This window comes from Anaerotignum faecicola (assembly GCA_024460105.1).
GTDB lineage: Bacteria > Bacillota > Clostridia > Lachnospirales > Anaerotignaceae > JANFXS01.
The window spans coordinates 453,526-473,331 of the sequence record JANFXS010000003.1 but is presented as its reverse complement, the minus strand read 5'-3'; the positions used below and the strand labels follow the sequence as shown (position 1 = coordinate 473,331).

General features: G+C 38.6%; 19 protein-coding genes and 1 tRNA gene. 17 read left to right on the top strand and 3 right to left on the bottom strand.

Features of this window, described 5'->3' with window-relative positions; genetic code table 11:
• Positions 1–446 precede the first annotated feature (446 nt).
• Positions 447–815 carry a helix-turn-helix transcriptional regulator gene (locus NE664_07145; GenBank protein ID MCQ4726439.1) on the bottom strand — a complete coding sequence of 123 codons (369 nt, stop codon included), beginning with the start codon at positions 813–815 and terminating at the stop codon, positions 447–449.
• Between the two features lie 192 nt (positions 816–1,007).
• Between NE664_07145 and NE664_07140 the strand changes: the two genes are divergently transcribed.
• The gene (locus NE664_07140) at positions 1,008–1,157 is read left to right on the top strand and encodes a hypothetical protein (GenBank protein ID MCQ4726438.1); all 150 of its coding nucleotides are present in this window, start codon (positions 1,008–1,010) and stop codon (positions 1,155–1,157) included.
• On the top strand, positions 1,145–1,378 hold the full coding sequence (locus tag NE664_07135) for a hypothetical protein (protein ID MCQ4726437.1): 234 nt from the start codon (positions 1,145–1,147) through the stop codon (positions 1,376–1,378). Before NE664_07140 ends, NE664_07135 begins: the two co-directional genes overlap by 13 nt.
• Before the next feature lie 48 nt (positions 1,379–1,426).
• Here the strand turns inward: NE664_07135 and NE664_07130 are convergent, their stop codons facing one another.
• Entirely contained in the window at positions 1,427–3,610 is a 2,184-nt protein-coding gene (locus tag NE664_07130; GenBank protein ID MCQ4726436.1) for an N-acetylmuramoyl-L-alanine amidase family protein, read from the bottom strand.
• A 350-nt stretch (positions 3,611–3,960) separates the two neighbouring features.
• Positions 3,961–4,734, bottom strand: coding sequence for an RNA polymerase sporulation sigma factor SigG (gene sigG, locus NE664_07125; GenBank protein ID MCQ4726435.1), 774 nt, complete (start codon positions 4,732–4,734; stop codon positions 3,961–3,963).
• Between the two features lie 374 nt (positions 4,735–5,108).
• Between sigG and NE664_07120 the strand changes: the two genes are divergently transcribed.
• The 15 genes from NE664_07120 to dprA all read left to right on the top strand — a co-directional run bounded on the left by NE664_07120 (position 5,109) and on the right by dprA (position 19,804).
• Positions 5,109–5,558, top strand: coding sequence for a MaoC family dehydratase (locus NE664_07120; protein MCQ4726434.1), 450 nt, complete (start codon positions 5,109–5,111; stop codon positions 5,556–5,558).
• A 28-nt stretch (positions 5,559–5,586) separates the two neighbouring features.
• On the top strand, positions 5,587–6,129 hold the full coding sequence (locus NE664_07115; protein ID MCQ4726433.1) for a hydrolase: 543 nt from the start codon (positions 5,587–5,589) through the stop codon (positions 6,127–6,129).
• Positions 6,130–6,290: 161 nt separating this feature from the next.
• Positions 6,291–6,626 carry an anti-sigma factor antagonist gene (locus NE664_07110; protein MCQ4726432.1) on the top strand — a complete coding sequence of 112 codons (336 nt, stop codon included), beginning with the start codon at positions 6,291–6,293 and terminating at the stop codon, positions 6,624–6,626.
• A 13-nt stretch (positions 6,627–6,639) separates the two neighbouring features.
• A complete protein-coding gene (gene spoIIAB, locus NE664_07105; protein ID MCQ4726431.1) occupies positions 6,640–7,068 on the top strand; it encodes an anti-sigma F factor in 429 nt (142 codons plus the stop codon).
• Positions 7,069–7,094: 26 nt separating this feature from the next.
• A complete protein-coding gene (locus NE664_07100; GenBank protein ID MCQ4726430.1) occupies positions 7,095–7,811 on the top strand; it encodes a SigF/SigG family RNA polymerase sporulation sigma factor in 717 nt (238 codons plus the stop codon).
• A gap of 108 nt (positions 7,812–7,919) precedes the next feature.
• A complete protein-coding gene (gene zapA / locus NE664_07095) occupies positions 7,920–8,612 on the top strand; it encodes a cell division protein ZapA (protein MCQ4726429.1) in 693 nt (230 codons plus the stop codon).
• A 194-nt stretch (positions 8,613–8,806) separates the two neighbouring features.
• The gene (locus tag NE664_07090) at positions 8,807–11,233 is read left to right on the top strand and encodes a U32 family peptidase (GenBank protein ID MCQ4726428.1); all 2,427 of its coding nucleotides are present in this window, start codon (positions 8,807–8,809) and stop codon (positions 11,231–11,233) included.
• Between the two features lie 43 nt (positions 11,234–11,276).
• Positions 11,277–12,590, top strand: a complete 1,314-nt coding sequence (locus NE664_07085; GenBank protein MCQ4726427.1) for an FtsW/RodA/SpoVE family cell cycle protein — start codon at positions 11,277–11,279, stop codon at positions 12,588–12,590.
• Positions 12,587–13,987: a penicillin-binding transpeptidase domain-containing protein gene (locus NE664_07080; protein MCQ4726426.1), complete on the top strand. Its 1,401-nt coding sequence runs from the start codon at positions 12,587–12,589 to the stop codon at positions 13,985–13,987. Before NE664_07085 ends, NE664_07080 begins: the two co-directional genes overlap by 4 nt.
• A 104-nt stretch (positions 13,988–14,091) precedes the next feature.
• Positions 14,092–14,757 (top strand): PrsW family glutamic-type intramembrane protease, encoded by a 666-nt coding sequence (locus NE664_07075; GenBank protein ID MCQ4726425.1) that lies wholly within the window; start codon positions 14,092–14,094, stop codon positions 14,755–14,757.
• A gap of 66 nt (positions 14,758–14,823) precedes the next feature.
• On the top strand, positions 14,824–15,288 hold the full coding sequence (locus NE664_07070) for an NUDIX domain-containing protein (GenBank protein ID MCQ4726424.1): 465 nt from the start codon (positions 14,824–14,826) through the stop codon (positions 15,286–15,288).
• 27 nt (positions 15,289–15,315) lie between these two features.
• On the top strand, positions 15,316–15,576 hold the full coding sequence (locus NE664_07065; protein ID MCQ4726423.1) for a hypothetical protein: 261 nt from the start codon (positions 15,316–15,318) through the stop codon (positions 15,574–15,576).
• A 207-nt stretch (positions 15,577–15,783) separates the two neighbouring features.
• A tRNA-Thr gene (locus NE664_07060) sits at positions 15,784–15,856 on the top strand.
• A gap of 677 nt (positions 15,857–16,533) precedes the next feature.
• Positions 16,534–18,357, top strand: a complete 1,824-nt coding sequence (locus tag NE664_07055) for an S-layer homology domain-containing protein (protein MCQ4726422.1) — start codon at positions 16,534–16,536, stop codon at positions 18,355–18,357.
• 343 nt (positions 18,358–18,700) lie between these two features.
• Positions 18,701–19,804: a DNA-processing protein DprA gene (gene dprA / locus NE664_07050; protein MCQ4726421.1), complete on the top strand. Its 1,104-nt coding sequence runs from the start codon at positions 18,701–18,703 to the stop codon at positions 19,802–19,804.
• Positions 19,805–19,806: the final 2 nt, after the last annotated feature.

Genomic DNA, 19,806 nt, shown 5'->3' with positions numbered 1-19,806 from the left:
GAATATTATACAAATAGCCGATTAACATATGCAACAGGGACAGGGGCAAGACCTGAAGAAAATGAATAAAATTTTTCGGATACTTTTACATGATAATTTTTATGTATTTCAATTTTGGCCGTTGAATTGTAAATAGATTCGGTTTGAAAGGGAATATACGCCTAACAATGAGAAATTTCCGCGTTTCAAAGTTGCATAACGCTTGCCGTAGGATCCGCTGCGACTATGCGTATTGAACAGCAAAAAAATTTTTTCTTGTGAAGTTGGAGAATTTTAACCGGAGGCAGCGACGTAAAGGAAAGGCAAAAACGTGCGGATGCAGTGAACCCTATGGCAAGCGGCTTTAACGCGGATATTGCGCCGCCGCGCGTGCCTTGTAAACAGAAGCTATCTAAAGCAATGAAAAAAGGCGTTTGACCGTCTGCAGCAAACGCCTTTTTATATGTCTAATCATGACCCTTGTATTGGGAATACCCGTTTAAAAATGATATGAACGAACTGTACTGTTCAGGGCTTACGGATCTTATGACTTTTATAAAGCTTTCAATATCGCTGCCGCAAACCCTTTCCAATTCTTTGATTATGGCTTTGTGCTTTATAATATCTTTATTTCCGGCGTCAAAAAATTCGCTTAACGTTATTTTAAAATAATCGCATATCTCTATTAGCGCTTCAATGGACGGATAATTCCGGCAGTTTGTAAGTCCTGTGATATATCCGCTGCTTTTGCCTAAGTATAAACTCAGCTTCCTTTTGGAAATGTTGTTTTCGTAACAAAGCGTATCTATTCTGTTTGATATAAAGTTTTTATCCATAAGCATCCACCGTCAGTTTGAAAATAATATTTATATAAGTATAAAACAAATTTATCGGCCAGCTTGCGTGTTAAACTATTTAATTAATAAAAAAATAGTTGAAATATATAGTTTAAATATATATAATTAATATGTCGGCAAATCATATATTTATACTTTTCGGTTAAAAGCTAAATTGAAAGGATAGGGTCAATGGATAGTTCAATTTTTTCACAAAGATTAATGGAATTGAGGATAAAATACCGATATAGGGAAAATTATATTGAAAATAAATTGGGATATTACCGCAATATATTATCTGATTATGAAACGGGAAAAAGGGATCGTCTGTGGATGATTTGATAAAGTTTGCCGATTTTTTCGGGGTGACAATAGATTATTTGGTTGGACGGGAAGAAGCTAATTTGCCGTATAATGAAAAGGACGATAATTTTATTGCCGAATTTATCGGATATTATAATGGTTTGCGGCAAGACAAAAAGGAGTATTTTGTTGAGATGTTTTATTATCTTCAAAAATTTGCGGAGCTGACCGCTGATGGCAGAGGAATGGCCTTAAAATAGAAATAAAAAAGTGTGAATATTAATTCACACTTTTTTATTTTGCCTGTTTTACCTGTAATTGTATTGGTTAAGCATATCGACTATTGCCGAATATATGGCTTCGGCAACTTTCTGGCGGTTTGCCTCATCAGAAATTATCTGCGCGTCTCCTGCATTTGAGAGGAAACATGTTTCTATAAGTATCGCCGGAACTGTTGTTTGGTTAAGCACTATAAGATCTGGACGTTCTTTTATACCGCGGCTTTCCGTACCTAAAGCGCTTACAACATAATTCTGCATAAATTGCGCGGCAATTTTGCTTGTAAGGTTTCCGGCAGGTTCGTTGTTATGGTTATTATATAAAACTTCGGTGCCGTGAGGCGTTTCCGCCGTTGCGGCATTCTGGTGGATTGATACAAAGAGATCGGCCGCCTGATTACCCATTTTCGCACGGCTGACATTTGTTGGATAGCTGTCGTCAATTCTTGTTATATATACTTTTATGCTGCTGTCGTTTTCAAGGAGCCGATACACTTTTAAAGCTATATCGAGGTTAATATCTTTTTCGGTCAGCCCGTTTCCGCTTGTACCCGGGTCAGTCCCGCCATGGCCGGGATCAAGCACTACAACTTTATCATATATGCTGCGCGGCGATGTGAACTGTATCCTTATTTCGTCATCTGAAACCTTTATACGGTGCGCTATAAGGGAATTTTCGTTAACAGTAAACTGAGTTTTTCCGTCTCCGTTATTGGCAAGCGTAATACCGGATACATAAGAATCCCCGCCGGCAATATTTCCGTAACCGTATGTGGATTGATAATTTCCGTCAAGGGTTATTATATATTTTCCGTTTCTGTAATCATCCGTAAAGGAAAAATTGCTTTCCGTAAGCCCGTCTTTATTTTCAAGTATAAGCGTATTGCTTCCCGGATCATATACGGCGTTTTCGACTGTCGATTTTTCTATGGTTATTTCCGTGTATGTATCGAATTGGTTAACAGTGTATTCTATATCGCGGGAAACTTCAACTTTTACGGAGGTTGAGTTGCCGCTGTGCTGTGTTGTAATATTTTCAACATAATTTAAATCGTCGGCTTCATATTCGGAGCTGAGGCTGCTTGTAGAGTTGGGGATTTCAATATTGAGCCTGAAAGGAAGCACCGCTTTTGAAGCTGTTATTGCCGGTGCGCTTTTTCCGTAAATTCTTATTATGTCTTTGTTTCCGTTTGTATCGGTTGTAATATTTGTTATCTCATTTTTGTCAAATGAAATTATTATGCTGTTTTTATTGCTTCCCATTGTGACAGAGTACCCTACGGCGGAATTTAAATCAAATACGACCCTTGTGATCCTGTTTGGTTCAGTTTGATTTTGGGCCGAACGTATGCTTTTAACAATGGAACTGTTTGTGCTTGTTATATTAGAATTTGATATTGCCATGTCGGCGTTATATATATCAACTACAATTTTTTCTTTGTCAAGCAGGAAACTTTCAAATTTTTCGATTTGGCCGCTTGCGTTTATTGTGAAAACCTGCTCCGACGTTTGGCTCTGCGGCGTGGTTATGCTTGAAACTGAAATTGTGCTGCCGGAAACCCCGGTACCGCCCGTAACGGTATTTGACGAACCGCTCGGAGGATTATTATTGTTCCCTGACGAGCTGTTTCCGTTTGAATTATTGCCGTTGGAAGGATTGTTTTCATCCGGACCGTTTTCTCCGTTATTACCTGAAGGGTCTGTCGAAGGCGTTTCGCTGTAATTTTTATCATTTACGGATACAGTCCTTGAAACGTTATCCCAGCCTACGGTACATCCGACAGCCTCCGCTGCCGCCCTTATTGGTATCATAGTCCTGTCGTTTATAATTTTAGCGGGGGTATCCATTTTGAAATCTACGCCGTTGGCATGGCCTGTGTCGCTGTTAATTTTAAGCACGACGACATTCGAATCCTTAACTATATACACTTCCTGCGTATTGGCATTCCATTGGACGTCTCCGCCTAATTTTTCAAACACGGCGCGCGCGGGTACAAGGGTTCTGTCATTTAAAACTACAGCCGGCATATCAAGGTTTGAAATTTCCTCGCCGTTAACCTTGATTTTTACTTCCTCGGCTGAATATTTATGGCTTTTGCCATCATAAACAAGATTCATATTAACGTTTGACGCGTATGAAAAAGTGCAGGCCGTGACAATCATAATGGCCGTTAGGCCTGCAAATACAAGTTTTTTTAGTTTGTTTTTAAGCATTGCTTCCTCCCTCTTTTCGACATTATTCTGAAATAACTACAATAGTATAACAAAAAAAAGGGAGGTTGTGTGGAATTATGTTAATTTGCAATAAAAATGTAATAATTAAATTTTTATGCTTTTTTGGGAATATTTGCGGACATGCGTCTTTTTTATTTGGATGTTCGTATATTTTTTCAGCGCATAATATTACGGCGGCAAAAAATGCTTGTATTGTATTCTGATAATTGATTATCGGATTGTTTTTATATTATTTATAATGAAAAAACTAAGCCGCGTCTGTATTTTTAATAAATGTGTCCTTTTAAATCTGCAAGGAAACGTCATTAAAAAATGGAGAAATAAAATTGTTACATATATTTTCTCATGTGTTTAAGGGCGCTTTTTTCAAGTCTTGAAACCTGAGCTTGGCTTATTCCGACTTCGTTGCTGACTTCCATTTGAGTTTTGCCTTCAAAGAACCTCAGCGTTAATATATGTTTTTCTCTTTCGTTTAAGCGGTTCATTGCTTGGGAGAGGGAAATGTTTTCTATCCATAGCCCGTCGCCGTTTTTATCGTCTTTTATTTGATCCATTATATAAAGCGTATCGCCGCCGTCGTGGAACACCGGTTCAAAAAGGGAAACGGGATCCTGTATTGCATCGAGCGCCATAACTATATCCTCTTTCGGCAAATCCATTTCCTTTGCAATTTCTTCGATTTTCGGCTCCCTTGAAAGGCTTGCGGTAAGCCGTTCTTTTACCTGTAAGGCTTTGTAGGCCGTATCCCTTATGCTCCGGCTTACGCGGATGCTGTTGTTATCGCGCAGGTATCTTCTTACTTCGCCTATTATCATGGGTACGGCGTATGTGGAAAATTTGACGTTTTGCGTTACGTCAAAATTATCAAGCGCCTTTATAAGGCCTATGCATCCTACTTGGAAAAGATCGTCCATTTGTTCGCCGCGGTTTGTAAACCTTTGTATAACGCTTAAAACAAGCCTAAGGTTGCCGTAGATATATTGTTGGCGGGCTTCTTCGTCGCCCCGCTGTATTTTTTCAAATAACTCTTTTTTTTGTTCAGCTGTGAGAATGGGAAGCTTTGAAGTGTTGACGCCGCATATTTCGACTTTGTTATAAACCATTTTTATTTCCTCCCCGTAAATTTTTAGGTCTATATAAAAATGATTACCATAGAAGTTTAATTTATACAGGCAACAAAAATCCAAATTCTGCAAAATTATTTCAATGGGGATTAGCTTCAGTTTACAAGGGCATAAATGCCCGCAAGGAAAAACTTTCCGCACTTCTGTGCAGCATACGCTTGCCGTTGGATCTAGTGTGCCTTGAACTGCAAAAAATTTCCCCTTGTGGAAGAGGGGAGTTTTAAAATGACAATTAAAATCGTGTGTGTCCTTGTAAATTAAAGCTAATGCCGGGATTTTTAATTATTATTGGACTTTTGTTTTAACGGGCGTTATAATAATATAAATACAAATATTTAGAAAGGGGCGGGGTTATGGGTTTTATTGATGATGACAGCCTTAATATGAGCGGTTACGGCATAGGCGAAATATATGTCGGTATGAAAAAAAGCGTCAGCAAAACTATAACTGAAAGCGATGTTTATACATATGCCGGTATTATAGGGGACATCAATCCAGTACATGTTAACGCCGAATATGCAAAGACTACAAGATTTGGGGAACGTATTGCCCACGGGATGCTAACGGCGTCTTTTTTTTCAACCATAGTAGGTATGCTGATACCGGGAGCGGACGCTATTTATTTGGGACAGACATGCAGATTTCTGCTCCCCGTTAAATTTGGCGATACTATAACTGCCGCCGGGGAAGTTACAAGGATAGATCCTGAAAAAAGAATTGCGTATATGCATACTACAGTTGTAAATCAAAGAGGAGAGCTCGTTGTAGACGGCGAAGCGACTGTTATGGCGACTAAACCTTAATAATATATTTTTTACAGGAGGAATTTAAATGAGAATTACGGAAGGAAATACATTGGCTTTAGTAATCGATTATCAGGAAAAACTTATACCTGTTATTAACAACAATGAAGAGGTTGTTAAAAATACGGAAATACTTATAAAAGGGCTTAGGGAACTGGAAATCCCTATTTTTGTAAGCCAGCAGTACACAAAGGGCCTCGGTGAAACGATTGCGCCTGTTAAGGAAGCTCTCGGGGAATTTAATCCATATGAAAAGGTTTCTTTCAGCCTTTGGGGCACAGAGGAAATAAGGGAAGCAATAAAAGCCGAAAACAAGAAAAATGTGATTGTTTGCGGAGTTGAAGCTCATATATGCGTTCTCCAAACAGTTATAGATCTTATTGAAAACGGTTTTAATGTTTTCCTTGTAGAGGACTGCATAGGTTCAAGAAAAGCAAATGACAAAAAATTTGCATGCAAAAGGGCCGTAAGGGAAGGCGCTTTCCTTACGACGTATGAAGCGGCGCTGTACGAGCTTACGGCGGGGGCGGGAACGCCGCATTTTAAAGCTATTTCTAAGCTTACAAAATAACATATATATCCAAATAAGGACAATTAAATGCACCTTGCGGCGTAAAACTGCCGTGGGGTGTATTTTTTTGTATGAATTTGATTCAATTATGATAGAGGAAACAGTGATATTATAAAGAAAATAAAAAATAGCAGTTTCTATAATTAAGGGAGGATTTGCAGATGAAAATTAGGTTTGAAAAGGTGAAAAACTGCCTTGTCGTTTATCCCGAAGGCGAGATAGATCACCATACGTCTGAAGAAATGCGGCAGGAAGTTGATAAGCAGTTTAAAATGTCGCTTGCCAAAAATATAGTTTTTGATTTTAATGATATTACCTTTATGGACAGTTCCGGTATCGGAATGCTTATAGGAAGGTATAAAAGCGCGCATTTGATGGGAGGGAGGATTGCCGTTACAGGCGTTAACAGCGATCTGAAAAAAATATTCACCCTTTCCGGCCTAGGAAGAATTATAAAGCTTTTTCCCAATGTAAACGATGCGGTTGAAAATATATAGTGAGGTGTTGAAAATGGATTTTGAAAACGAAATGACATTGAATTTTAAAAGCAAAAGCCAGAATGAAGGGTTTGCTCGCCTTGCCATTGCAGGATTTATTATGGAGCTTGACCCGACGATAACCGAAATAAACGATATTAAAACAGCAGTTTCGGAAGCCGTAACAAACGCCATAATACACGGTTATGAAAGGAAAGACGGCGTTGTAACGCTTCATTGCGCATACAGCGGAAAAACCATTTACATAGATATAATCGACAAAGGCCGTGGAATAGAAAATGTAGACGAAGCAATGGAGCCCCTTTTTACATCAAAGCCGCAGGAAGAAAGAAGCGGACTTGGATTTACTGTCATGGAAAGTTTTATGGACGAAGTGAAGGTTGAAAGCATTTTGGGGGCAGGCACAAAAGTGTCCATGGTTAAAACATTAAAAAGCCTTTAATAAAGGCTGACAGGCGGGGTGGTTCTATGGACAGCACGTTGGAAACCGTAAAGCTGGCGCAGCAGGGAGATATGGATGCTAAGGGAAAGCTTATAAGCGAAAACAGCGGCCTTATATGGAGCATTGTACGCAAATTTACCGGCAGGGGCGTTGAAATGGAGGATTTATTTCAGATTGGGGCCATAGGGCTTATCAAATGCATTAATAAGTTCGATACTTCTTTTAACGTTAAATTTTCCACATATGCCGTACCGATGATAATGGGAGAAATAAAGCGGTTTTTAAGGGACGACGGAATGATTAAAGTGAGCCGTCAGTTAAAGGAGATAGCCGTTAAAGCAAGGTATATGGAACAGTCGCTTTATTTAAAGAACGGAAAGTATCCTACCGTAAGCGAGCTTGCGGAGGAGCTTGGAGTTGAAAACGAACTGCTTTTGAGCGCTTTGGAGGCTACAAGGGACGTAGATTCAATCTATTCCACCGTTTTTCAAAAAGACGGCAGTGAAACTTATCTTTTGGACAGGCTTGTAAATGACGACGGGAGCGATTTTATTTCGGAAGATAAAATTACGCTGAAAAAAGCAATAGAGGGCCTTAGCGCAAGGGACAGGCAGATAATAGCCCTCAGGTATTTTGACGATAAAACCCAGATGGAAATTTCAAAAGCCCTGGGAATATCGCAGGTACAGGTAAGCCGTTTGGAAAAGAAGATATTAAATGACATAAAAGATAAGTTGAAGTAAAAATTTGTTTATTATTGGCGGTTTATATGCTATAATATTACGACAAGATTGTGTTTGCAAAAGGGATTACTTTTTGTTTAACAAGTATATTTTGGAGGATTGGGTAGTATGGCATATAAAAACAATGTTTCTATCAGGGTTTGCGGCAGGACGATGACGTTATCCGGAAATGAAAGCGTTGAATATATTACGAAAGTTGCTAATTATATTGAGCAGAAAGCTGACGAGCTCCGTCAAAGCGACAGTGCGAAAACTATGAATGCCAATCTTATTTCTGTTCTGACTTCCATTAATATTGCCGACGATTTTTTTAAGGAAGTTGCCAAACGCGAGAACATTGAAAAAGAATTTGCGGCTTTTAAGCAGAAATCCGCAAAGGAAATTGATATTGAGAAGGAAAAAGCCGAAAAGGAAAATTACGGCCTTAAATCAAAAATAGATGAAGCCGAGAACAGGTGCGCCGAGCTTGAAAAGGCTTTAAATGACATGAAAGCTAAAAATTCCGAACTTGAGAATAAATTGTCCGAGAATGAAAAGGCTTTGGAAAACTTAAAGAGGGCGGCGGAAGAAATGAACAGCGTAAAAGACGGTTTTCAAAGCACTATTAACCGGCTTAACGATATGGTTGCGCAGGTTAACGACGAAAAAGCGGTCATAGTTGAAAGCCTTAAAGCTTCGGAAAAGAAAAACGAAGCTTTGGAAGAAGAGATAAAAGTTAAAATTGCCAAAATAAATCGCCTTAAATCTATTGAGGACAAATTGGCCGCAGGCAAACTTATTGAAGTTAGGGAAAATGTTTAAAAGTTAATTTCAGCAGTGATACGGCCTTTGCAAATGAAAGGATTCTATAATTTATATGATAAAATAAAACGGGATATATCTAATAACGGTATAATGACGCCAATAGAATTATCTGTTTTGTTTTACACTGCTTAAAGCTATAAAAAATAGCAGGAAACTGCTATTTTTTTACAGCGTTTAGAAAGGAAGATTATATGTTAATAACAAAAAAGCCTGAACTTTTATCTCCGGCAGGTTCTATGGACAGTGTGAAAGCCGCCGTAAACAACGGCTGCGACGCGGTATATATCGGAGGCAGGCAATTCAGCGCAAGGCAGTATGCAGATAATTTCGGCATTGAGGAGCTTGCCCAAGTGTGCGATTACTGCCATTTAAGAGGCGTTAAGGTTTATATAACCGTAAATACAATATATAAAGACGGGGAATTTAAAGAGCTTTTAAACTTTGCCGCAAAGCTTTATGAAATCGGCGCCGACGCTCTTATAATGCAGGATTTAGGCGCGGCAAAATTGATAAAAGAAAATTTCCCGCAAATAAATCTTCATGCAAGCACGCAGCTTACATCAAACAGCCTAAGCGATGTAAGGTCGCTTGAACAGGCCGGATTTTCAAAAGTTGTGCTCAGCAGGGAACTTAATTTGGAAGAAATTAAGGAAATTACGGCAAACTGCAAGGCGGAGATTGAAACTTTTATACACGGCGCGTTATGCGTCTGTTATTCGGGGCAATGCATTATGAGCAGTATGCTGGGCGGAAGAAGCGGAAACAGGGGAAGGTGCGCTCAGACGTGCAGGCTTCCTTATACATTATACAACGAGTATACAAAGGTAAAAGAAGGGCATTTGCTTAGTCCTAAGGATATAGAAACGGTAACTATTTTGCCTCAGCTTATTGAAGCGGGCATCTCATCTTTCAAAATAGAAGGGCGCATGAAAAGCCCCGAATATGTAGCGGGAGTTACAGCCGTTTACAGAAAGTATATAGATATGTATTTTGAAGATCCTGAAAACTACAGTGTGGATGAAAAAGATATTAAAATACTTCTTCAGCTTTTTAACAGGGGAGGATTTTCACAGGGGTATTACAATAATTTTGCGGGAAGCTCCATGATGAGCCCGGAAAGGCCCAAAAGCTGGGGAGTTAAGCTTGGATTTATTGATTCGTACGATAAAAAAAGCGGAAGGGCTTCAATCAGAACGAGAGAACCTATGGTTCCTGGAGATGGGATTGAAATTTGGACTGAAAAAGAACCTCATGCGGGGAGCAATATAAATAAGGCTTCAAAGGCGGGTGAAGTTATAAATATCGCCGTTAAGGGCGATATAAATAAAAACGACGTCGTTTATAAAACCCATGATAAAGCGCTTTACGACGAACTTAAACGCAGTTACCAAAAGGATACAAGGACTCGCGGCATATACGGAAAGTTTAAGGCTTATATCGGAAAACCTATGGAACTTACGGTTTGGGACGATTACGGGAATAAAGTTTCCGTAACCGGCGAAGAAGTCCAGAGGGCAAATAACCAGCCTTTAAGCCCTGAAAAAATTGAGCGTCAGCTTGTTAAAACCGGTGGCACGCCGTTTAAAGCGGTCGGCATGGAATTTGAAGGCGATACTGACATTTATATAGGAATGGGAGAACTCAACGCCGTCAGAAGGGACGCTGTCGAAAAACTGGAGAGGGCTGTAATTGAAAGCTCAAAAAGGAAACCACAGGGCTTTGTAAAGCCAAAAAGCACAAATTCACAGTTTATATACGACAAAAAGCTTAATGTGCTTGTGAATAATATAATACAATTTAAAGCCGCAGTGGCAAATGAAAACATAAATATCATATATTTGGAATTTTGCAGGGACTTTGAGGAAAACTATAAAGAAATAATCAAGGAATGTCACAGGGCGGGAATTAAACTATATGCCGCCATACCGCGGGTCTATAGGAAGTACAGCGGGAATTTATACGGTAATTTTATTGACAGCCTTAAAAAAAGCGGTATAGACGGGTTCCTTGTACGCTCAATGGGACAGTTTGACGAGTTCAAAGCTACGGGAAAAGAAATTGCGGTTGATTTCGGGCTTAATATATTCAATTCGCCTGACGTAAGGTTCTGGCGCGAAAAAGGCTCCGATGTGATATGCATTTCGCCGGAACTTAATTTAAACGAAATTAACGAAATGGCCGACGAAAAATGCGAGATGATTGGTTACGGGCATTTGCCGCTGATGACTACGCATCAATGTCCCGTGGGCCTTTATGCCGGAAACAAGCAAAACGGTATGTACTGCGAACTTAAAAACAGCGGAAAACAGTTTTATTTGAAAGACAGAAAGGGAGAAACATTCCCTCTTTTGACAAACTGTAAAGAATGCGTATGCACAATACTGAACGGAAAGCCTGTTTTCCTGCTTAAATTTTTTGAGGAGATACTTGCTTCGCCGACAGGAGCTTTAAGGCTTATGTTTACAACCGAAACGGCGGCGGAAACAAACCGTATAATTGAAGCATATGGCAGGATGCTTGATGATTGGGTTGATTTACATCCGTCGGTAAAAAAATTAATCAGGGAAATGGCTGAAAAAGGAAGCACAAAAGGCCATTATTTCAGAGGCATAGAATAGAAGTGGTGCAATGTTTGATTTATTTATAAAATTCGCAGGGTATATGTTTATAATCTATATAACGCTTTTTATATATAACGGCGTTGTTTTTATACTCGACGAATTTGCTCTTACAAAAAAAGAACATAGAAATGCAATTTTCAGCGGACGTACGCTTATTGTTTTAATGCATATTACGGCTTTTATTATTCTTTCGTACGACAGGGAAACTATTTCGTTCAACAACGAGACTCTTCTAATCGGAGTTTTGGGGCTGGCGTTTATTATGGTGGCTAATTTCCTTGCCAACAAGTTTTACAGGAACAGCTGCCCGCTGATTTGGAACTGTGTGTTTTTTCTTTTGGATTTAGGGCTTATAATGCTCCAAAGGCTTGACTCTATGCTTGCTTTTAAACAGCTTGTATGGATTGTGCTCGGGTTTTTCATAGCAATGTGGATACCGACTATTATAAGCATTATACCCAGGTTTGAAATGTTTGAAAAACTTTACATTGTGCTTGGATACCTTCTTATACTTTCAACTTTGGTTTTAGGAAGAAGGGAATATGGTTCTATAAACTGGATTTATATAGGATCTTTCGGATTCCAGCCTTCGGAGATTGTAAAATTCCTTTTTATATTTTATCTGGCAAGCGTTTTCAGAAAGAAAGTGGAATTTAAAGAACTTATAGTCACGGGCGTTTTAAGCGCCGGGATAGTTATACTTCTTGTGATGCAGAAAGACTTGGGAAGCGCGCTGATATTCTTCTTCACTTACATGATAATGCTTTATATCGCAACGTCAAACGAATGGTTATTTTTCGGCGGCATGTGCGCCGCATCGTTTGCAAGCGTAATTGCATACAACCTTTTCGATCATGTTAAGGTCCGTGTTGCGGCATGGAAAGATCCGTGGAGCGATATAGATTTCGGCGGGTATCAAATTGCGCAGTCGCTTTTTGCCATAAGCACGGGAGGGCTGCTTGGAAGCGGGCTTACAAAAGGCATGCCTACAAGCATACCAGTAGTTTCAAAAGACTTTATTTTTGCCGCGATACTTGAAGAGTTCGGTACGATTTTCGGCGTAGGCGTTATATTAATATTTGTTCTGCTTTTTGCAAGGGGAATGATAATAGCCTTTTACAGTCAAAGAAGGTACTACGCCCTGCTTGCGTCGGGATTTATAGCTATGATGGCTTTTCAGACTTTTATTATAATAGGCGGCGTTATAAAGCTCATACCGCTTACGGGCGTGACGATGCCGTTTGTAAGTTACGGCGGAAGTTCTATAGTCGTAAGCATAATTACTATCGGTTTAATACAATGGCTTTGCGGGTACCAGCAGACCCTGGCTGAAGAGGGGGGCGCCGTATATTGAACAGCAGCAAAAAGAGCATAAAGAGGGTATTTGCGTTATTTGCGCTTATGTTCCTTGTTTCGATTGGATATATTTTTAAGATAGTTATTGTCGACAAAGAATTTCTTACAACCAATTCGTACAATCCGCGCATAAATTCTACAGATTCGAATATTAAAAGAGGCTCTATTTATGATATTGACGGCAACTTAATGGCATACAGCGAAAAAGACGGCGATGCATACAGGCGCATATATGTTGACGGGGAAAATTCGGCGCATGTTCTCGGATATACAGGCGTCGGAAAAAGCGGAGTGGAAGCAACGCAGAATTTTACACTTCAGAAACTTGACAATGAAATAATGCAGAGGCTTAAAGCTTTTATAAGCGGCGATGAACCGGAAGGCAACAGCGTTGTTTTGACTGTTGACAGTTACCTGCAAAAAATAGGAAGCGATCTTATGCGCACCAATAACGGGGCTGTTGTTGTTATCGAGGTCAAAACAGGGCGTGTTGTATGCATGGTTTCAAAGCCTAATTACGATCCTCAGTCCGTTGCGGAGAATTGGGACAGCTTGAGGGAGGACGAGAACAGCCCTCTTCTTAACAGGGCGGCACAGGGACTGTATCCGCCGGGTTCTACATTCAAGATAGTTACGGCGGTTTCGGCAATGAGAAATTTAGGAGATGTAAATTCTTTTGAGTATACTTGTACCGGCGTTGCCGAGTTTGACGGCAAGATTATTCACTGCTATAACGATAAAGCGCATGGCAATGTAAATTTGACTTCCGCTTTTGCCCAAAGCTGCAACTGCTATTTCGCGGAACTCGGAAAAAAGATGGGAGCGGTAAATTTAAGGGATACGGCGGATAAACTTGGATTTAATAAAGATTTTAAGTTTGATTTGAATTCAAGCAAATCAACGGTTCTCCTGAATGGAGATTCTACAGAAAGCGAACTTGTCGAAACATCTATCGGACAGGGACGAACTACGGTTACGCCGCTTTTTATGGCAAGCCTTACGGCGGCTGTGGCGAATAACGGAGTTATGATGAAACCATACCTTGTTGACAGTGTTTTGAATTACAGTGGGAAAACTATAAAGACAAACCTGCCCCAAACTTTAGAAACGGTTTTTAAAGAAGAAGAATGCGCAAAGCTTAAAGAAATGATGACGGACGTTGTAAACAGCGGCACAGGTTATAATGCCGACAGCGAATATTTTCAAGTTGCTGGGAAAACGGGAACTGCCGAAAATCCGCAGGGAGCCGACCATTTGTGGTTTGTGGGTTTTGCTCCGGCAGAAGAACCGGAATATGCTGTTGCCGTAGTGCTTGAAAACGGCGACGGCAGTATGAACCCTTCGGTTATTGCAAGAAAAATGCTTTATAATTCTATTGAGAAGGAAAACAGATGACAAGTAAAGAGCAGAGGTGCATTTAGTTAAATTTTTAATTAAACTTATACAGAGTTAAAAATGGGACAGAATAAGGGCATAAAAATTTTTTATCGGAGGATTATATGCTTTTATCCCTTGCTGTTGCTCCTGTTATAATTTTTCTTGTTTTTATGTTTATTAAGGACAGATATGAAAAGGAACCGCTGCGCCTTTTGCTTTTGGGGGCGCTTTATGGGTTTTATATATCCGTACCGGTTCTTTTAAACGACGTTTTCCTTATGAAGCTAAGCGTTTCAAGGGCATATCCGATTATATTCTCAGCGTTCGTAACTTCAGCGGGAAATGAAGAACTTTTAAAACTGGTTTTTCTTTACTTTTTGATGTATAAAAACAAGGAATTAAATGAACCTGTGGACGGGATAGTTTACAGCGTTTTTATATCCCTGGGATTTGCAGGAGCCGAAAATATTATATATATTTTTAATCCGGTGCTGGGCGGTTTTGAAACGGCGTTGTCGAGAGCTGTAATTTCTGTGCCTGCCCACGGATTGTTTGCTGTGTCCATGGGGTATTATTTCGGAATATACCATTATTTAAAGGGCGGAATTTTTTATCTTTTTGCGGCTTTTTTTAGCCCGTGGATTCTGCATGGATTATTTAATTTTATACTTCTTTGGGAAACAAAGTGGTATCTTTTCGTTTTTATACCTTATGTAATTTTGCTTTGGGTTAACGCATTTATCAAAATAAAGTCACATTTAGGCCTTTCTCCATTCAAGAAAGCTTGAAATATTGCTGAAAAAGAGTTATACTTGTACCAATGGATTTAATATTTTTTTCGGAGGTATAAAAATGTGATAGAAGCAGTGAGTTGCGGTGGGATTGTGATTCACAAATGGAAAATACTGCTTCTCTACAAAAACCAAAACGGCAAGTATATGGGCTGGGTCCTTCCAAAGGGAACGGTTGAAGAAGGCGAAGTCCATAGTGAAACTGCTTTAAGGGAGGTAAACGAGGAAACAGGATCTATTGCTGAAATAATTAAATATGTAGGGAAAACGCAGTATAGTTTCCGTGGTGATGAAGATATGGTTAACAAGACGGTGCATTGGTACCTTATGGAAACCGATTCCTTCTACAATAAACCACAAAGCGAGGAATATTTTGCCGATGCGGGCTTTTATAAATTTCACGAAGCCTACCATTTGCTTAAATTTAATGATGAAAGGCAGATTTTAAAAAAAGCGTATCAGCAGTACAGCGATATGAATAAAAATGGATTTTTCCATAAAAAGAATTTTTTTAAAAGCTACAGCTAATAATACTAATTCAAGGAGGTTTTCGGTATGAAAAATTTGAGTTTTAATGAATTCAGGACGCTTGTTTCGGACGTTAAAAATTCAGAGGACAAGAAAACGCAGTGTATGATTTTAGGCTTGCTTTTGGCAGCTTTTGCAATTACTGTAGGCGTAATTTATTTCCTTGTGAAAAAACAGGGAGGTCACGGCTATGACGATTTATATGACGATTGGGATGATGAAGAAGATTATTTTGACGATGATTTTGAATCCTGTGATGATGACTGCAACTGTGAGGAAAATAAGTAATTTTGCAATGTAAATAAAAAAATTATTAAAGAGCAGAAAAAACTGCTCTTTTTTTCTTGCAATTTAAAATATAATGTGATATAATAAATTCAGTTCGTTTGGTGCTGGCAAATTGTCAGACGTGTTGTTCTTAATTATCAGAATAACGGTTGAGGTTTCACAAGTAGCGGTGTGGAATTTAATGTGATACAAAATGAATTTTTATATGCCGAAATAGCTCAGTTGGTAGAGCAATTGATTCGTAATCAATAGGTCGCGTGTTCGAGTCACGTTTTCGGCTCTTAAAAAAACGGTTAAAATCTAAATTGATTTTAACCGTTTTTTTTTATTGCTCCGATGTGCATACATTTCTTTTCAAAATAAATGTAAATTATGCTGTAAAAAATTTGGTTATATTTCTGTAAAAAATTATATGAATTTGCAACATATACTGGAATTTGCAGATTTAATTGTGTATACTGAAATTAAAAGCAAATATGTTCTGTATTGTAAAAATATTTACGCATGATAACATTAAGATAAATTTTTGCTTTAAGTTAAAAATAGTTGTGGTTAGCTGTATAAGTTTAGTAAAAAATAAAACAGCTATTTTTTATAAATAAGATATAATGAATTGTGAATTAGAATTAAATTATATATTGACTGGTGGTGTTATGCAGATTTCCTGCAATAAATTTTTTAACCTGTGTTTTATGATGAAGCCGCTAAACAAACCGACGCGGATATTGAAAAATTTTTTATGCCGTAATTAAGGAGGGGGATGATAACAGATAATTTTTATTTAAAGTATTAAAAAAGGGGGGGTCTTATGCATTAAATGTTTAAATCAGTAGCTAAAATAATATTTTTTATTGAGAGTGCCGGTTTATGACGCTTTCGTTTCGGCGGTTTATCTAACATGTATGAAACAAGTTAACTGAAAATATAGTTGGTTTGGGGTACAAGGAGGAAGATATTATGATTAAAAAAGCCGTTGTTTTTTTAATTATGTTATGTATGTTTTTTTCTGCTGGAGTTTTTGTAAGTGCAGCTGAGATTTGTTCCGATACTGAGAGTTTGGCGGATGCAATGCATGAATTTGGATTGCTTGAAGGAATGGAAACAGAAGAGTCAGGAAAAACTGTTTACAATTTGGATAGGGCTGTCACAAGACAGGAAGCGGTAATAATGCTTATAAGACTTATGGGGAAAGAAAAAGAAGCGTTAAATGGGAATTGGGATCATCCTTTTACAGACGTTGATGTATGGGCTGACAAATACGTTGGATATGCCTATGAAAATGAGCTTGTAAGAGGCGTGACGGGAACATTGTTTGAGCCAAATAGGAATATGAATGCACAGCAATATATTACATTCTTATTAAGGGCTCTTAGATACAGCGATTTTTCGGGGGGAGATTTTTCATACGGAACTGCCCTTTCGTTTTCCGATTCTATAGGATTAACTGACGGTATTTATTCGCTAAGCCCTTCTTTTACACGCGGCGATGCAGTGTGGCTTACGTGCAAAGCTCTGCTCCAGCGTCAAAAAGGCGGCGGCCTGCCGCTTATAAAGCAGCTTAAAAAAGACGGCGTTATATCAAAAGAGCAATATAACAAAGGTCTTGAGATAATGAAAGTGGCCGATTTAAAAGAAAAATTCAGGTATATAACAATTTGGGAAAACGGAAAAAATAAGGTTTTTGACGTATATAATCTTTATTCGCAGCCGGGTACTGGCGAATACAGCGGGTTCCGCCAAATCAGGGGATATACATATGAAGACATATATCCAATATATGTGGAAGGCGGACTCGACAGCTATGAGTACAAAGTTGTTGACAATAATGATATGGACGAAATATGTTATTGGAATTTATATGGCGTGACATATAAAAATACGCGCGGGGAATGTTATAAATTTTTTAGCGATACATCGTATTTAAGGAAATATTATGACAATTTATCAGGTCAAGCTTTTTCTGATGAATGGTTTAGGGAGACTTTCGGAAAAGTGTACGAAGATTGGTCGAATTTCCGGACATTCTCTTCAGGCGCGGCAGGAAGTATTGTCGATAAGTTTGTTGATATGGAGAACGGTATATATTATCATGAACCGCGAGGTTTTAACGATGCCGCAGAATATTTCGGCCTTTTTAAAACGGAGGAAGAATGGAATGAAGAACTGCTTGAAAGCAATTGGATTTCAGAATCCGAGCTGCACAGAGTATCGGGAAACAGCGATTTGACCTTTGGCGAAACCGTAAGTTCTATGCATAATTATTATTATGGGACTGGAAATATTGTATATGGGTTTGTAATTACGGGCTATATAGCAAAAGATTTAATGTTTATATATGATATGCCGGAATCATTTGCGTTGGAGGAAAATGCGGAAGGCACATATAGCGGCATAAGGTTTAAAAGGGAGAACGGACAGTGGTTTTTTAATCCTCAGGATTTAATAAGCAAAGGCCTTCTTAATAAAGACGGAAGTTTAAACGAAGATTATACGCCGGACGAATTTTCGCCAGAAGAGGCAAAAAAAGAGTGGGAAAATGAATGGATTACTTCAGATCAGCTGGAATCGATATATAAATATGATTCATATTTTATGGGAGGGGAAGTTTGGATTTGGAATGATGATGAAAGGTATGTATTGGAAGGCATGCCGGAAAAAAAGCTTGAAAAGGGCGTTGTTTATGACTGCAGCTATAATGGTTACAGTATAAGAGTTATGTATGACGGAGCTCTTTTGTTTGATTACGGCGATTTGGCCGACGCCGGCATAATTGATGAATAAATTAAAGGACTATAAATGCGTATTTATTGTGTATGAAAACAATATATTTACGTAGTGGCCGGGTTTTGCGCCGTATATGGAAAATAATTTAAACTTATAGATAGAAACGGGGGTTTTAAAATATGAAGCGCCCGTTTTTCCGTATGTTATAAATCTGGCGGATGCGCCTATAATACTATTTTATATTAAAGAATATCAATATTTCAACGGACTGCATTGACGTTAGATATATGGCGTCCTATTCTGTAAAAACTCTACAATTTGAAAAAAACAAATATAAATTTAATGTTCTGCTTGCTTTTATTTCAACTTACTATTATTATTTAAGGGCGTATTTATTAAAATGAAGGGTCGTTTGATTATGGACAGCAAATACTATATGATGTGGCTTTTTCAAAGTTTGGGCTTGAATATTAGGAAAACATGGCTCTTGCTGAATGAGTTTAACAGTCCGGAAAATGTTTGGAACGCCGAAGAAAGAATTATAGAATCTGTTGTTAAAGATACAAAAACATATAGAATGCTAGAAAAGGGCAAAGGGCTTCTGCCCGGATGGATCGAAGAGGTTGAAAAATGCGGCCTTAGATATATATCCATAAATGAAAGCGATTATCCGAAGTTATTAAGGGAAATACACGAACCGCCTGTCGGTATTTACATTAAGGGGAACCTGCCGGATTTTGATGAAATGCCGTATATAAGCATCATAGGCGCCAGGAGGTGTTCGGAATACGGGAGGAACATGGCGTATAAATTTTCAAAGGAACTTGCAAAAGACGGTTTTACGATTGTAAGCGGTATGGCAAAGGGCATAGATTCTTTAGGCCACAAAGGGGCTCTTGACGTCGGCGGAGCTACCGTTGCCGTGTTGGCCTTTGGCCATTGCCATTGCTATCCCAGTGAAAACAGGGAGCTTATGAAAGTTATCGGAGAAAAAGGCTGTCTTTTAAGCGAATATCCGCCCGATACCCCGTCAAACAGATTTAATTTTGTACAAAGAAACAGGATTATTGCCGGAATTTCAAAAGGTTTATTTGTTGTTGAGGCAGGAAGAAAAAGCGGAACGCTGACGACGGTTGACTTTGCGGGCGACAGCGGCAGGGTTATTATGGCCCTGCCTTCAAATATAACAAGTTTGTCCGGACAGGGAACAAACGATTTGATAAAAGAAGGCTGTCCAATGATTACAAAAGTTGAAGACATCTATTTTGAATTAGGAATAAGCCGGAAGAAAAAAGAAAGCAAAAAAGAAAAAAACGGCGGTTTAATATTGGACAAAGAAGAAAAAATGGTATACAGTATTTTAAGTTATGATGCGGTTGGCTTTGATTATATTGCCGATAAGATTAAAATGGAAATACCTGAAATACAATATATATTAACTATGCTTGAATTAAAAGGAGCAATACAAAAACTTCCGGGCGAAAGATACATCCGAAGTTTATAAAC

What these genes read in the sequence shown, in the direction of transcription:
- NE664_07145 (MCQ4726439.1), bottom strand. Translation starts at nt 815, where the DNA reads ATGGATAAAAACTTTATATCAAACAGAATAGATACGCTTTGTTACGAA.
- NE664_07140 (MCQ4726438.1), top strand. Translation starts at nt 1,008, where the DNA reads ATGGATAGTTCAATTTTTTCACAAAGATTAATGGAATTGAGGATAAAA.
- NE664_07130 (MCQ4726436.1), bottom strand. Translation starts at nt 3,610, where the DNA reads ATGCTTAAAAACAAACTAAAAAAACTTGTATTTGCAGGCCTAACGGCC.
- sigG (MCQ4726435.1), bottom strand. Translation starts at nt 4,734, where the DNA reads ATGGTTTATAACAAAGTCGAAATATGCGGCGTCAACACTTCAAAGCTT.
- NE664_07120 (MCQ4726434.1), top strand. Translation starts at nt 5,109, where the DNA reads ATGGGTTTTATTGATGATGACAGCCTTAATATGAGCGGTTACGGCATA.
- NE664_07115 (MCQ4726433.1), top strand. Translation starts at nt 5,587, where the DNA reads ATGAGAATTACGGAAGGAAATACATTGGCTTTAGTAATCGATTATCAG.
- NE664_07110 (MCQ4726432.1), top strand. Translation starts at nt 6,291, where the DNA reads ATGAAAATTAGGTTTGAAAAGGTGAAAAACTGCCTTGTCGTTTATCCC.
- spoIIAB (MCQ4726431.1), top strand. Translation starts at nt 6,640, where the DNA reads ATGGATTTTGAAAACGAAATGACATTGAATTTTAAAAGCAAAAGCCAG.
- NE664_07100 (MCQ4726430.1), top strand. Translation starts at nt 7,095, where the DNA reads ATGGACAGCACGTTGGAAACCGTAAAGCTGGCGCAGCAGGGAGATATG.
- zapA (MCQ4726429.1), top strand. Translation starts at nt 7,920, where the DNA reads ATGGCATATAAAAACAATGTTTCTATCAGGGTTTGCGGCAGGACGATG.
- NE664_07090 (MCQ4726428.1), top strand. Translation starts at nt 8,807, where the DNA reads ATGTTAATAACAAAAAAGCCTGAACTTTTATCTCCGGCAGGTTCTATG.
- NE664_07085 (MCQ4726427.1), top strand. Translation starts at nt 11,277, where the DNA reads ATGTTTATAATCTATATAACGCTTTTTATATATAACGGCGTTGTTTTT.
- NE664_07075 (MCQ4726425.1), top strand. Translation starts at nt 14,092, where the DNA reads ATGCTTTTATCCCTTGCTGTTGCTCCTGTTATAATTTTTCTTGTTTTT.
- NE664_07065 (MCQ4726423.1), top strand. Translation starts at nt 15,316, where the DNA reads ATGAAAAATTTGAGTTTTAATGAATTCAGGACGCTTGTTTCGGACGTT.
- NE664_07055 (MCQ4726422.1), top strand. Translation starts at nt 16,534, where the DNA reads ATGATTAAAAAAGCCGTTGTTTTTTTAATTATGTTATGTATGTTTTTT.
- dprA (MCQ4726421.1), top strand. Translation starts at nt 18,701, where the DNA reads ATGAAGGGTCGTTTGATTATGGACAGCAAATACTATATGATGTGGCTT.